The organism is Natronincola ferrireducens, from assembly GCF_900100845.1.
Lineage (GTDB): Bacteria > Bacillota > Clostridia > Peptostreptococcales > Natronincolaceae > Natronincola_B > Natronincola_B ferrireducens.
The window spans coordinates 73,635-86,709 of record NZ_FNFP01000001.1 but is presented as its reverse complement, the minus strand read 5'-3'; the positions used below and the strand labels follow the sequence as shown (position 1 = coordinate 86,709).

The following is a 13,075-nucleotide window of genomic DNA, read 5'->3' as shown; positions in this document are numbered from 1 at the left end:
ATTCCTAAGGAACCATCTCCTGGCATAGATCTACCTACTTATCCTCCTCACCAGTTCTTCACTGGGGAGTTTGTAGCCGGCATTGATGCGTTTCAACTTAAATAGACTGTTTTTATCTCTAGTGATCAGGTTAACACCATGTTCTCCCGTCAAAGTCACCCTATAACCTAACTGAACTAATAGTTCTTCTGTAAGATCGTTATATTCCCCATGGGGGTAAACAAAGACAAATACATCATTACCTAGGTTTTCCTCTATAGCGTGATGAAATTCCATAACATCTTCCCGAAAAGCTTCTATGTAATCCTCCAGACTTTCCTCCTCTTTTTGCAGGACACCCCTCCTATAGGGATACTGGTCTCTGGGATTGTGCATATCATAGGTATGGTTCTGTATATCTATATGGCCTGAATCAATCATTTCCTTGGCCTCTTCCCAAGTAAAGCGGGGAATAATCTCTCGACCTGTAACTTTATGCTTGGTTTCCCCCACCGCCCAGCCTATGATGGAGATGGTAGCCTTCATATCAAGCTCCTTTAAAATAGGATAGGCATATTCATAATTGCTGTAGTAGCCGTCATCAAAGGTAATTAGGACTGGCTTTTGGGGCAGTTGTCCCTTCCCTTCAACGTAATTCACCAAGTCCTTAAAGAGGATGGTGGTAAAACCTGCTTTCTTTATGGCCTCCATATCCGACCTGAATTTTTCTGGAGTAATGATGATATTATTGGTTAATCCAACATTTGTAACGATATGATGGTAGGTGACGATGGGTACTTTTACGGGATTATTGTTGCTTGGGCTTTGAAGCTCTACATTATGTTTCGTAAGCCAATTGATTTTCTCACCAGTTGGTATCATGTTGATACCAGTCATTTGGAGGCCGCCTATATTACTTGTTGTATTCATTAAAAAACTTGAAACAGCCCCTGCTATAGCTGCATTTGACTTTGTCTCCCCATAGCTGGCTTCTATAGGAAAAAACCCCGTACTTAAGAACAATAATACCGCTAAAAGGATCGGAATTAATTTTCTTTCTTGTATCATCCAAATCATCCCCTTCTTCATCAAGATAATATGTAAATATAACTAAATTAAGATGTCCACCGCCTCTATAGGCGGCGGGTTCCACTTAATTTTTTCAGGGGGAGTTCAATCTCCCACTGAAATCGTTGAATGACGGGCAAAGCCCTTATTCAACCAATATTTACATATTATTTATAGATTGTCAAGAAATAAAAACAGGTTTTTAGGAATATAAACATGAATAATCTGTAAAACTTCTATAGTTCTTTTTAAAAATTGTCGATATAGTATTTATAGAAAAAAATTGAAAAGGGGTGATCTCCTATGAGGAGAAAATCATGGCTTATTCTAGGTATCCTACTATGTTTACTATCTCTGTCTTCTGTGGCCTTTGGACAGGGATATAGTAGAAACATCACAGCAGAATTCAACGACATCAAAATAGTTATCAATAATCTCTCCCTCCCCCTCCGTCAAGACATCTTTATCCATGGGGATGAAGTTTATGTTCCCTTAAGGGATTTAGCCAAATGGTTGTATTTTTCTGTAGAATATGATGAAGCTAACCACAGGATAGGAATTGATACAGGAAGCATGTTAAAGGACCCAGCAGCTGAGTTTTTTGCAGGGATGTTGCTACAAAGGGATTATGAAATAGCTGTATTGTCTAGGGCTTTAAAAAATCGAAATGATTCCCTTTACAAAACACGCAGAACCTATGCCTCCAGTAGGGATAGGATTTATATTAACGAGGGTAGGTTGGAAAGACACCTTGACCGATATCTTCCCTCCTATTATGGTATAGATTTTCATTATGAAGTCACTGGCCATCCTTATGACATAGACCTTGTAGTATATTTTACTAATAAGGATTTTTATAATTGGAGTACAGCTAGGCAAAATAACTTTTTAAATCGTCTTAAACGAGAAATAGAAGACTATGATGATCATTTAGATGTATATGGTGTTATCCATGATGATTATAAAGATAAGGATGTTTTATTCTTTAGTTTTGAAAATGGGAGGGTTTATTCCCAAGAGGATGCCTATACAAAGCCTAATAGAACTATTACTTCTCCAAAACCTACTACCCTTCAGCGTAATATGATGGCCTGGTTTCATCCTGTAACTATGGAGATAGATGGAAACCCCTTTAACATATTAAAGGAGCCCTTTTTTATAGGGGAGGAAATTTATATGCCTCTTACGGAGCTGGCTGATGCCCTCTATTGGATGGCGGAATATCTTCCTGAGGAGGGGGAGGTAAGGATTAGGGATAATAATTTTTATAGCAGAGAGTATGTTGCATTTGGTAATCAATTGCTGCGCCAACGGGATTTGGAGATTGATAGACTGGTGGCAGATTTGGAGAGGACCAGAAGGTTGCCTACCCCCTATAGAAGCATCAACTCCACATCTAGAATGCAGACCTACCTAAGGGATTACTTTGATATGCTGGAGGACATTGAGATGCGTATCTCCTTTAGCCATAGGGATGGGGATGATTATCGTCTAACAATCACCTACCCTAGGAGTAGCTTCAGTGACTTTGATGGTATTAGAAAATCTATTATTGAATATTGGGTAGAAAATATGGTAGATGCTATAAGGGAGCTATATGACCCCCATGCGGAAATCACCGGCTCTATACAAAGCACTCCCTCCAGCACCAATAATTTTACTGATATTACCTTTAACACCAATAGAGACCGAATTTACTTTAATTTTCGCCAGCATGGTAAATAGGCCACAACACACAAGAGAAATGTCCTCTTGTACAGTGGGATAGGATAATAGAAGGGGGTGTAGGGTTATGACAAAAATTTCAAGGACTTCGACTGTGGCTGGCAAAAGGGTTCAAAACAGCTATGTCAATAGGGTCAGGTACGTGGAAAAAAGTGATGGGGTACAGGCTGTAACACCGGTGGATGCAATAAAAAATCAAACGGGATATTATTCCTCAAACTATACCCTTGCCTCGGATTTCTTCTATAAAAAGCTAGAGGAATTAAAAAGGGAATATAAGGAATTTTATCATGATCATAGAAGACTAGAGGAGGCTATTGAAAATATAGATGAGGAAAGCGATCACCTTTTAGAGCATATGAAGGAGCTTATAGAAAAATACAATAAAGCCCTTCATTCCTTAAAAAAGCTGGATGAAGTTATGTCTACAAACAACGCTATAAAGGTAATAGATGTAGTAGACTCCTTTAAAGCTGCCCTTGGGCATATAGGTATCCTGGTAGATGAGAGTTATACAATGGTTTTAGATGCAGATGTCTTTATAGATAAGATAACCAACTCCCTAGATCCCTTGAACTTTTTGTTCCAACCTATGGAGGGACTGGTTATCAAGTTATATAGAGCCTTTAAGAGTGTGAAATACATGGCTCCAAAGGGGATACAAAAGAGTTATGGTGATGGTATAGACAGGGGCTTAGCAGGTATGTTGTTGGATGAAGAGTCTTGATACAAATGGGTGTCATCCTGAGGAGTAGTGAAGGATCTAATTTAAAAAGCTGTACAAAGATCCTTCCCTACGTTCAGGATGACTAGTTCAAACACTTTCTATTATTTGATTTGAATGAAAATCAACAGTGCTATTTAACATAGCCTTTTAAAAAAAGTCTATATTTGGCCCTTACAACCTATCTATTACGAGAAACCGTATACCAGAATGTACCGCCCCCCATATCTATAACCTCAATGTTGAAGAGGTCTTCTGTAACAATAACTATCTCTTCTTCATAGGGTCCTACCTCTGCTTCATAAACAATCTCACCTTGGAATATGGTGTAGAGGATTTCAACACCATCTATATCTAATGGATTGATACTGAAGAGATCCTCTTCAAGAACAACTAAGTCAGCATACTTGCCTACTTCGATGCTTCCGGTTTTATCATCAAGGAAGAGGGAGTAGGCATTGTTGATGGTGAAGCTTCTAATCATATCCTTAAGGGAGGCCCTCTCCTCTTTATTTAACAGCCAAGTAGGATCATCCATATCCTCTATGTCATCTACGCCGTAGTACTCTCCATTGTTCAGGTTACGGGTAACCCCTGTCTCAATAGCCCAAAGGGCATTAGGGTACTCTGTTACGAAATAGTCTGAGGATGAAGCTACCACTGCCCCTGCATTAAAGAAGGAGCCCAATGGATATTCATATTCAGCCCTCTCACCTAAGAATAGAGAATCAACCTCATGCCACCAGCCTGGTTCCTTCATGTGCCAATAGGGCTGCACATTTGCTACTATCCCTAGTTCTTTGAACCGAGGAATGTCCTCTAGAGCTACCAACTGTAGATGGGTAATGACATTGCGATGCTCTCCTGGAACCTGCTCTAGGCCATACTCCAGAGCATCTAGGGCTTCTCGAGTTGCTCTATCTCCTATGGAGTGGAAATGGGTAGATAACCCCTCACTGTTGACCTTGATGATGGTTTCCCTTAGGGCCTCCATATCCCCCCAGTAGTAGAGGCCATAATGCTCACTGCCTTCTCCTGCTTCTTCTTCATAGGGTTCCAGCAACTTGGCTGTAACACCTTCAACAACCCCATCAATGAAGATCTTTCCACTAATAACTTTGTAAAGATCAGAATTATATGTGTCCCTAAGCTCCAGCAGTCTTTGGATTTGCTCCTCTACCGCCTCGCCGCTTCGAATATCCAATCTTCCAGAAATCCGAGCCCACATCTTAAGTTCCCCTTTATCCTCTAGCTCCTTTACTACTTCAAACATTTCTTCGTCCCATCCGGCATTAAAGAATCCGGTATAGCCAAGGCTATGCATAAAGTCTTGGAATGCCTTCATTCCTTCTACTAGCATTTCATGGGTATACTCCTGGGGAGGAAGTAGGCCTGATTTATATCCTTTAATTGTTCCCCATGGCTCTCCCGTAACTGGATCCTTCTCGATCACCCCGCCCTCTGGATTTAGGGTGTCCTTTGTGATGCCTGCCATCTCTAAAGCCTTGCTGTTGACCCATGTACTATGGCCATCATAGGAGGTCAATAGGATGGGGATATCAGGGCTTATGGCATCAAGATGCTCTTTTTTAGGTCCTCTACTGGTCTCATCTCCATCAAAGGCACCAACCGACCATCCTCTACCATAGTAGGCATTAAGATCAGGATTGTTGTCAACATATTGTTGAATTTTTGCTAGTATAACCTCTTTACTGTCAGTGGCGCTTAGGCTTATGTCGTATAGTTCTGTCAAGGCAGTTCCTGGTGGATGAATATGGGAGTCCATCAGCCCAGGTAGGACCATCTTTCCCTCTAAATCCATCACTTCCGTATGGGGCCCAATATAGGCTTTAACCTCTTGGGTGGTGCCTACGGCTAGGATTTTGCCATCCTTGATGGCTATGGCTTCAGCCATGGTGTCCTCCTGATCCACAGTATAGACAACCCCATTGATGAGAACCTTATCCGCAAGAAGATCTCCACCTGCCGACAAAGCGTGTATAGGTGACATCACAGAAATTACCCCAAACATCACCAACAGTACAAAACAAATTGCTTTTCTTTTCATCTCTTTTCCCCTTCCTTTAGTAAAGAATCTCCTACTAATCCACAATCCTTATGTGAATTATCCTTCGGTGTATTGCTAAGACCATAGATGCTCTTAATATACTTTATTAAGGACTTGCACTTTTATGCTAAATTTGTACAATTTCTATTTTTTCCTCTTATTAATTAGGAGGGAGTGGTGAAGTAGCCCTTGGTTTACTAATGAAAACTAATTATTAAATTTTATATCACCCTCCACACCTTGGTTACCAATACCGTCATATCATCCTGGGCCTTGTTTTCCGATAGCTGTAGCGCCCTTTGAAGAATTTTGTCGGCGAGGTCTTGGGGATTGCGGGTTTCAATGGTGGCAAGGAAGCTTACCAGCCATTGTTCATCTTCTTTGTTGGCCTCTAGGATACCGTCGGAAACCATAATAATAAAATCTCCATCCTCTATTCTTTTAACATCTTCATTGAACTCAATATCTTTCAGGATGCCGATGGGTAAAGTTGATGCCTTAATGGTTTGGATCTTTGTTTGATTCCGTTTGATATAACTTGGGGCAGAACCTATTTTCACAAAATCTGCTGTGCCTTTACATAGATTCAGCAGAGTCATATCAAGACTAGAGAAGATTTCCTCCGATGATTTTAGCATCAGCATAGAATTGATGGTTTTAATGGCTACATCCCTATCAAAACCTGCCTCCATCATTTTTTCCAGCATCGTAATGGTGGCACTGGATTGACGCTGGGCTTTGTCCCCCGCTCCCATACCATCGCTGATGGCCATAAGATATTGATCATCTTGAATATCCATAAAGGTACAGGTATCTCCCGAAACCCTATTGCCTTCCTTCTTTGCCCTAGCTACTCTGGTGATGGCGGTGTAGCGATTAGCTTCCACTAGGGTGAAGCTGCACCCACTCCCGTCCCTTTGATAGCTACAAGTACTTGGCTTTTTCACCAGCTTCACCCCCACTGCTTCTGAAAGAACAGGAATATATTTATAGATACAGCTTTCTCGATTATAGCAGGGATTTTTTTCTACAGTGATTTCAAGGGGAGATTCCTGTTGATTGGTGACAATAATATTTTTTGCCGATAACCCAGCCTTATCCAGCACCACATAAAGCTCATTTTCCAGCTCAATATCGAAGGAGGTATTGCTGTTTAATTCCTCCGCCATTTGTCCAATAATTTTCGATACTCCTTTAAATTGTTCTCCTACTAAATAACGATTTTCAATGAGACGCTCCTTCCAGTTCATATCTAGGGCACTTAACTCATAAAGGTGCCGCATCTTCTCTACAACCTTCTGGGGATGAATGCAACGTTTTTGGATTTCTTCTGGTAAAACATTAGGCTCTATGGAATCTCGAGTTTCTATAAGCACCAACAGGTCTACCATGCTTTGGTAGGTGTTGCAGAAATTTTTTTCCCAGCAGCTTCTTCGCATACCACAGCTGTCACAGGCATGGTCAGCTACCTCTTGTATAATGTTGGTTAAGTCCTCCTTTTCAAAAATTACATATTTATCAGAAATTTTATCAAAGGTTACAGCTAAATCGTGAAATACATTTGAAAATTCAGAAAGCTTTTCATAGGTTCTTTTTTTCATCCGTTGGCTATAGGTTTGATCGGAATATAAAATACTTTTAGGACTGTTGCAAAGCTTCTCCAGCTGCTGAATCCAGGGTGTGGGAAGCAGCATAAATAATCCAAAGGCTAAAAGGATTTCTCTAAACTGTATGAAAATCTCATAATAGCCGTTTATGTAAAAGGTTAAGATGGCATTTCCCATTAAAAAGCCTAAGCCGCTTCCCAATTTTCCCATATCCTTAAATATACCTGCCAACAATCCAGAAAAACCAAATATACCGATAATCACCGGTGGTGTCCCCCCAATGGACATACTGGTGATTAATCCTAGGGTAATCCCAACAGAGGCTCCAATGGCTGTTCCACCATTGTAGGCAAATAAAATTGTTATAAGGATGGCTAAGCTATTTCTTAGGGATAGGTTAAAAATATATATTTCATTGATTCCCGACAGGGCTATGGCTGAAAGAATGGCAATACAAATAATTTCTTCTGAGGATAAGATGCTTCTACTTTTCTTTTCCACCATGAGGGGCAACGCATAGGAGGCTATATATACAATAACAAAGATCACCAATGCTTCGAAGGCAATAATCATTACATCATAGATATAGAAGCTCTGAAGGCTTAAAAACAGCATGCCGGCTGTCAAGTAGGTAAACCCGCTGATGAAGGCGGCCTTTAAGGTTTTTAGCTTTCTTAAATCCATTACATAATGAAATAAAAGATAGATAATGCCTAGGGTTATGATGTAGGGAATGCTTTTATAGAAGCCCTGAATAGACATAATTCCTAGTAATGTGGCTATTCCTATAGTTCCATACTTTCTATCCCTATAGTTTAGTGCGGCAAAAAATCCTATGCCAAAGGGGGTAAGCCCCTCTAAAATCCCTGCCCTTCCTAATAAAAAAGCAAGTATATTCAAGAATATCAGCTTTTTATTTATAAGTGTCATTATCCTTCTTTTCTCCCTAAAGGATGCTGGAACTACTGTTTGCTTGTCTATCATAGATAACCCCTCCATTGTTTATAAGGTTAGGTTTGGCCTCAGGTTAAAAATCAAAACCTGACGCCAAACCAACTTTACTTTATAGGGTTATTGTAACAAAGGAATGGGGGGAGATTTGTCAAGAATAGGAGAGAAGCTTGAAAAAGTTTTTGACATTTAAAAGTAGGTTTTTGACAAAATTATTCAAATATATGGTATGTGCAACACGTATTCCATACTATATGTTGAGGTTGTCGTGGAAATTGCTTTGTTTTTTGCCGAAGGGTTGTGGTTTGTGATGAATGGTTTTTGGTATAGCTAGCTACATATTTTCATATAATAGACCTTCTATATTATCATATTCGCTTATGGTGATGGTGTCTATGGCTAGGGTTTCCATGATAATGCGGAGGATGGTGGTCCCAGCTATGATGATATCCCCCCGTTTAGGATGGATACCCTTTAGTGCCTTTCTTTCTTCTAGGGTTAGGGTCTCTAGTTTTTGTAGGAGGTCCTTTATATTCTGTAGGGTTAGGGTATAGTTATGGATCTTGTCCATGTCGTAGGGGTCCAATTGTTGATGGAGGGCTCCCAAGGTGGTGATGGTACCCCCTATGCCTATGAGACCCTTTATCTGCTTCTTCTGTAGCTTTTGCAAAGTGCTATGAAGCTCTTTTTTAATGACCTTCTCTAATCCTTCCTTCTCCTGCTGGGTAATGGGGTCAGTGGTAATAAGTCGTTCTGTCATTCTAACAGCCCCCACATTTTCGCTGATGGTTTCCTGTAGTGTGGCAGATTTTCCTAAAATAAATTCCGTACTTCCACCACCAATATCAATGACCAGGAGTTCTAGCTCTGGATTTTTCAACCCCATCAGCACCCCTTTATAGCCCAGTCCTGCTTCTTCCTCTCCCGATAGGATAGCTATTTTTATCCCTGTTCTTTGTAAAGCTTCCCCTACGAAGACCTCTCCATTTTTGGCATCTCGGACAGCACTGGTGGCAATGGCATAAATCTCTTCTGCCCCATATTCCCTAGCCTTTTCTACAAAGTCTTCAAAGGCTCCAAGATTTCTTTCCATTCCCTCACGGGTAATAGCCCCTCTTTCGTCAACCGATTGTCCAATACGGGTAGTATTGATTTCTTTTGTTCTATGTAGAATTCTATCCGTCTCCACAGTCATCAGTAAAAGTCTCATAGAATTGGTTCCTATATCGATGGCTGCATATTTTCTCATTTTTTCCCTCCAAAACTTCATAAAAAAAGCCAGGTAAGTTCCCCCTGGCATTCATTTACATTTTATTTCTAAATCCATTACCTTTACGGCCATTAGATTTACTCTTAGCTTTTAATACTTGCATCTTCTCTTCGCTTTCCTTCATAAATCTGCTAATCTTATCATCGAAGGAGAGTCTTGAAGATTCATCGTCCTTCACCTGCCAATCCACCTCTGCAGGTCGAACTGATTTTTTAACCTTTGTAGTAGCTTGTCGGATAGATAAACTAATCTTTCCATCTTTACCGATAGATAGCACTTTCACCTTGACTTTTTGCTTATCTTTTAAATAATCATGAATGTTTTTAACATAGTCGTCTGCAACTTCTGAGATGTGTACTAATCCTGTTTTGCCTTCACCAAGGTCTATAAAGGCACCAAAATTCGTAATCCCCGAAACCGTGCCTTCTACAATCTTACCTTCCTCTGCCAGCATAAAATCAATCTTCCTCCTTGAGCAATGTATTTATAAACTAAAATAATTGAATTTCACCTACTTTATTATATCAAATTCTATGTAATGTCTCAAGTAGAGGGACAAAATATTTTTCATTGCTGTCCAATGTCTATAATAATCATTTCATTAGAACCTATCATTTTCAGCTGTTGACGGGCAATGGTTTCTATATATTCATCATGATTACTGATCTCTACCTGTTGCTTTAAGTTATCAATATCCTGTTGGATTTTTTCTAGCTCTTGCAAATATCTTGCTTCCTGTTGTCTAAGTTGCTTCATTTCCTGCTGTTGCTGATAAAAGGTTACACCTACATAAAGTCCCAGGCAAAGGAGAATACCCATCCATATTCTCTTGGTCTTATTTCTTCGCTTTTTCTTTTGCACATTCTTCCCCCCTTCAGCCTTTGTAGATGTTCCTTTTTTATTTTTTCTTAAAGTAATTTGTCAGGCTTTTTTTCGTTTCCTCCAGCATTCTACTGGGTAGCTTGACATATCGCTTTGTCTTATAGTATATCGGCTTTGTTTTAGTTTTGCAATAGGAACAAGGTACGGCTATTAGACATAATCCTACACGAAGGGGATAGGTGATGATGTGATAAAGATCAACGATAAACTTTTTCATGGTCCTTAATATGAAAATCACTGCCCTGATAACAATGTCACTTAACAAAAAGCTATAAATTATTGCTCCTATAAGAAATCCTAAAAAATTATAAAACCGTAAAGCTCCTTGGTTACTTATAATCAATACATAGAAAGCCACTATGGAGATAATCAGCCAAAAGAGAAAATCTTGGATGAGGGTAGCAATTTTTTTAGGATTGAAAATCCCTCTGAATATTTTATATAAATCATAGATAAACCCAATTAATATACCTCCATAAATAGTAACCAATAAAATATAGGCCTCTTGATAGGTAGAAATCATGATTTCACCACCTCATTTAAAAATCAGGTTAAGGTCAAGGTCGAGAAAAGTCAAAACCTTTAACCTGTTACAAAAGAAATCTACGTCAAAAACATAGGTTTCTTATTTATTATATTCCTCAGGGTGCAATTTGGTGACAGATGGACAAAAAGAAAAACTGCCGAGTTTTTTCGACAGTTATTTAAACATTTTACTGAAGAAGCCTGAGCTTTTAGCAGTAAAGCTTTCCCGATCGCTATAGACCATGGAGTGGACTGTTCCACTTATGGAGACATTACCATCCTCTAGACTTAATTTTTTTACGTCCAATTCTTCACCCTTAATGGTAATAACTCCTGCTGTAGTATCTACAACGATTAGTTCGCTATTGAAATTGTTCACATGCTCTACACCTGAAATAGATAGCTTTTCCCTGTTTTCTAGTATAACACTATGGCCTCGATATCGGTTGTTCCTTCGCTCTTCCATCCTATCACCTGCCTTTTTTACGGCACTGCCGCAGGTTGAGGTTAAGGCTAAGGCTTAATCCTCACTGTACTCTATATTTATTCCCATCAGGTCGTCCATTATAACTCTTAGTTATAAAGAAAAGCTACCCTTTATTCCTAAAGAAGCCTCAAATACTTGTCATTCTGAATGCAGCGAAGTGAAATGAAAAATCTTTAAAGTCTTCTAAATGCTAAGATCCTTCGCTGTTGCTCAGGATGACAAAATCAAGGGCTTTCCCCCCTGTCCTTCTTCATCAACCACCAACAAATAGATTCATCAAAAAACAATTAGGAGAGAAAATTCTTCTCTCCTAATTGCATGTTTTTGTCTTTTCCATTTTCCATTTTTCATTTTTCATTTTTCATTTACTCTTACTCCCAAAGCTTAATAATTTCTATATCCTTGAAGTAATGCTTTACAATCTCTTCAGCATCTTTTCCATCCTGTGCCATTTGATAGGCTCCCCATTGGCTCATACCTACTCCATGACCATAGCCTCTGCCGGATATGGTAACCTGATCTCCTTCGACGGAGATGCCCTCCAGTTGATTGGATTTCATTCGAGTACTGTCTAGGGCTAATCTAAAGGCTGGTGCCACCACTGTAGCATTACCTATCTGCAGTTTATATGCTCTTCCGGAGGATCCGGTTTCTATGATTTCTATACTGTTAAAGTCTCCAGGATCTTGTCCTGTAGTTTGTACAGCTTGTATAATCTCTGCTTTGGTAAAGGTCTCACTCCAGTTCACATCGTCCTCTGGTGCTTCTTTAGAATCTGGAGATTCAACGGAGTGGATATAGGGGGGATCTTCATCGTCTAAGCCTAATCCCTCCACCGCCATGGCTGTCTGACCAGCGGCATGGGCATGGAACCATGCTTTGATGTATTCATTGTTGTGAACAGCCACCTGACCTCTGGTGGCATTCACTGCCTCTATAATCCTTTCATTGATTTCTTCTTCATTCCAAGCTTGGGCCTCCTCAATATCTGTAGAAACATGGGCTCCTTCGTATTTAGAGCCTCCCATTTCAGTAACAAACTGCATAACAAAGGTTCTAGCTAAAATAGCTTGGGCCTGTAGGGCTTCCTCTGGCCAATCATTTTTCATTTCTCCAGCCAGTACTCCAGGAAGGTATTCTTCAAAGTCCATTTCTTTGTTTTCTCCTGTTTCTACTATGTGTACTGTCAATCTAGGCTCTTGACCTTCCCCTTGGCTAATGGCTTCAGGAATAGGGGGTCCATCCTCCTGTACCTGGGGTTGTTCTTCCGGGCCTTCTGGACGCTGCTGAGGACGGCAGGCAGCTAAGGGTACTATCAGTAAAAGAATCAAAAGCAACATACCATATTTTTTAATTTTTCTCATATAGGAATCCTCCTTCTATCATTTTTCTAGAATTTTCAAGCTACATCTATTTGTAGTATTTGAAATGTGGGGAATTCCTATACAATTGTTATTCAATTAGTCGAAACATTTCCTTTGCTTCATCTTTTTTGACATGCTCTGCAATTTGAGTAATCTCTACCTTTAGGGATTTGTCCCCAAACTGGATTTCCAGTCGATCTCCTACTTCCACTTCTGTACTAGGCTTTGCTGTTTTATCGTTAATGAATACCCTGCCCTTTTCACAGGCTTCCTTGGCAATCGTTCTACGTTTGATGATTCTTGATATTTTTAAGTATTTATCTAATCTCATAGGTAGTTCTCCTCCTTGCTTTCTATAATTTTAGAGAAAGACATCCTCCCTTCCCCATAAAATTAGAGAAAATAAAAATCAGGGTTGTCCCTGA

The 13,075-nt window shown here is 39.7% G+C and carries 12 protein-coding genes; 2 read left to right on the top strand and 10 right to left on the bottom strand.

Annotated elements, in window-relative coordinates; translation table 11 throughout:
• Positions 1 to 30 precede the first annotated feature (30 nt).
• Complete coding sequence (locus BLS22_RS00420; RefSeq protein ID WP_176761981.1) at positions 31 to 1,047, bottom strand: polysaccharide deacetylase family protein; 1,017 nt, start codon at positions 1,045 to 1,047, stop codon at positions 31 to 33.
• A 303-nt stretch (positions 1,048 to 1,350) separates the two neighbouring features.
• Here BLS22_RS00420 and BLS22_RS00415 point away from each other — a divergent pair, with 303 nt between their 5' ends.
• Positions 1,351 to 2,772: a hypothetical protein gene (locus tag BLS22_RS00415; protein ID WP_090548715.1), complete on the top strand. Its 1,422-nt coding sequence runs from the start codon at positions 1,351 to 1,353 to the stop codon at positions 2,770 to 2,772.
• 67 nt (positions 2,773 to 2,839) lie between these two features.
• Entirely contained in the window at positions 2,840 to 3,499 is a 660-nt protein-coding gene (locus tag BLS22_RS00410) for an acyl-ACP--UDP-N-acetylglucosamine O-acyltransferase (protein WP_090548713.1), read from the top strand.
• 178 nt (positions 3,500 to 3,677) lie between these two features.
• On the opposite strand, the gene BLS22_RS00405 is transcribed toward BLS22_RS00410, so the two are convergent.
• The 9 genes from BLS22_RS00405 to BLS22_RS00365 form a co-directional block, all read right to left on the bottom strand.
• The gene (locus tag BLS22_RS00405; RefSeq protein ID WP_090548710.1) at positions 3,678 to 5,564 is read right to left on the bottom strand and encodes an amidohydrolase; all 1,887 of its coding nucleotides are present in this window, start codon (positions 5,562 to 5,564) and stop codon (positions 3,678 to 3,680) included.
• Between the two features lie 221 nt (positions 5,565 to 5,785).
• Positions 5,786 to 8,155, bottom strand: coding sequence for a stage II sporulation protein E (gene spoIIE, locus BLS22_RS00400; protein WP_244269423.1), 2,370 nt, complete (start codon positions 8,153 to 8,155; stop codon positions 5,786 to 5,788).
• A gap of 301 nt (positions 8,156 to 8,456) precedes the next feature.
• On the bottom strand, positions 8,457 to 9,371 hold the full coding sequence (locus BLS22_RS00395) for a Ppx/GppA phosphatase family protein (RefSeq protein WP_090548704.1): 915 nt from the start codon (positions 9,369 to 9,371) through the stop codon (positions 8,457 to 8,459).
• Positions 9,372 to 9,426: 55 nt separating this feature from the next.
• Positions 9,427 to 9,846, bottom strand: a complete 420-nt coding sequence (locus BLS22_RS00390) for a S1 RNA-binding domain-containing protein (protein WP_090548701.1) — start codon at positions 9,844 to 9,846, stop codon at positions 9,427 to 9,429.
• Positions 9,847 to 9,959: 113 nt separating this feature from the next.
• Positions 9,960 to 10,253, bottom strand: coding sequence for an FtsB family cell division protein (locus BLS22_RS00385; RefSeq protein WP_090548698.1), 294 nt, complete (start codon positions 10,251 to 10,253; stop codon positions 9,960 to 9,962).
• A gap of 37 nt (positions 10,254 to 10,290) precedes the next feature.
• Positions 10,291 to 10,797, bottom strand: a complete 507-nt coding sequence (gene yabQ, locus BLS22_RS00380) for a spore cortex biosynthesis protein YabQ (protein ID WP_244269422.1) — start codon at positions 10,795 to 10,797, stop codon at positions 10,291 to 10,293.
• 177 nt (positions 10,798 to 10,974) lie between these two features.
• Positions 10,975 to 11,265 (bottom strand): sporulation protein YabP, encoded by a 291-nt coding sequence (yabP, locus tag BLS22_RS00375; RefSeq protein ID WP_090548693.1) that lies wholly within the window; start codon positions 11,263 to 11,265, stop codon positions 10,975 to 10,977.
• Between the two features lie 392 nt (positions 11,266 to 11,657).
• Positions 11,658 to 12,650: a SpoIID/LytB domain-containing protein gene (locus BLS22_RS00370; RefSeq protein ID WP_090548691.1), complete on the bottom strand. Its 993-nt coding sequence runs from the start codon at positions 12,648 to 12,650 to the stop codon at positions 11,658 to 11,660.
• A gap of 88 nt (positions 12,651 to 12,738) precedes the next feature.
• Positions 12,739 to 12,981, bottom strand: coding sequence for an RNA-binding S4 domain-containing protein (locus BLS22_RS00365; RefSeq protein ID WP_090548688.1), 243 nt, complete (start codon positions 12,979 to 12,981; stop codon positions 12,739 to 12,741).
• Positions 12,982 to 13,075 lie beyond the last annotated feature (94 nt).

Coding starts and splice junctions, on each gene's coding strand:
- BLS22_RS00420 (WP_176761981.1), bottom strand. CDS start 1,047: ATGATACAAGAAAGAAAATTAATTCCGATCCTTTTAGCGGTATTATTG.
- BLS22_RS00415 (WP_090548715.1), top strand. CDS start 1,351: ATGAGGAGAAAATCATGGCTTATTCTAGGTATCCTACTATGTTTACTA.
- BLS22_RS00410 (WP_090548713.1), top strand. CDS start 2,840: ATGACAAAAATTTCAAGGACTTCGACTGTGGCTGGCAAAAGGGTTCAA.
- BLS22_RS00405 (WP_090548710.1), bottom strand. CDS start 5,564: ATGAAAAGAAAAGCAATTTGTTTTGTACTGTTGGTGATGTTTGGGGTA.
- spoIIE (WP_244269423.1), bottom strand. CDS start 8,155: ATGATAGACAAGCAAACAGTAGTTCCAGCATCCTTTAGGGAGAAAAGA.
- BLS22_RS00395 (WP_090548704.1), bottom strand. CDS start 9,371: ATGAGAAAATATGCAGCCATCGATATAGGAACCAATTCTATGAGACTT.
- BLS22_RS00390 (WP_090548701.1), bottom strand. CDS start 9,846: ATGCTGGCAGAGGAAGGTAAGATTGTAGAAGGCACGGTTTCGGGGATT.
- yabQ (WP_244269422.1), bottom strand. CDS start 10,797: ATGATTTCTACCTATCAAGAGGCCTATATTTTATTGGTTACTATTTAT.
- yabP (WP_090548693.1), bottom strand. CDS start 11,265: ATGGAAGAGCGAAGGAACAACCGATATCGAGGCCATAGTGTTATACTA.
- BLS22_RS00370 (WP_090548691.1), bottom strand. CDS start 12,650: ATGAGAAAAATTAAAAAATATGGTATGTTGCTTTTGATTCTTTTACTG.
- BLS22_RS00365 (WP_090548688.1), bottom strand. CDS start 12,981: ATGAGATTAGATAAATACTTAAAAATATCAAGAATCATCAAACGTAGA.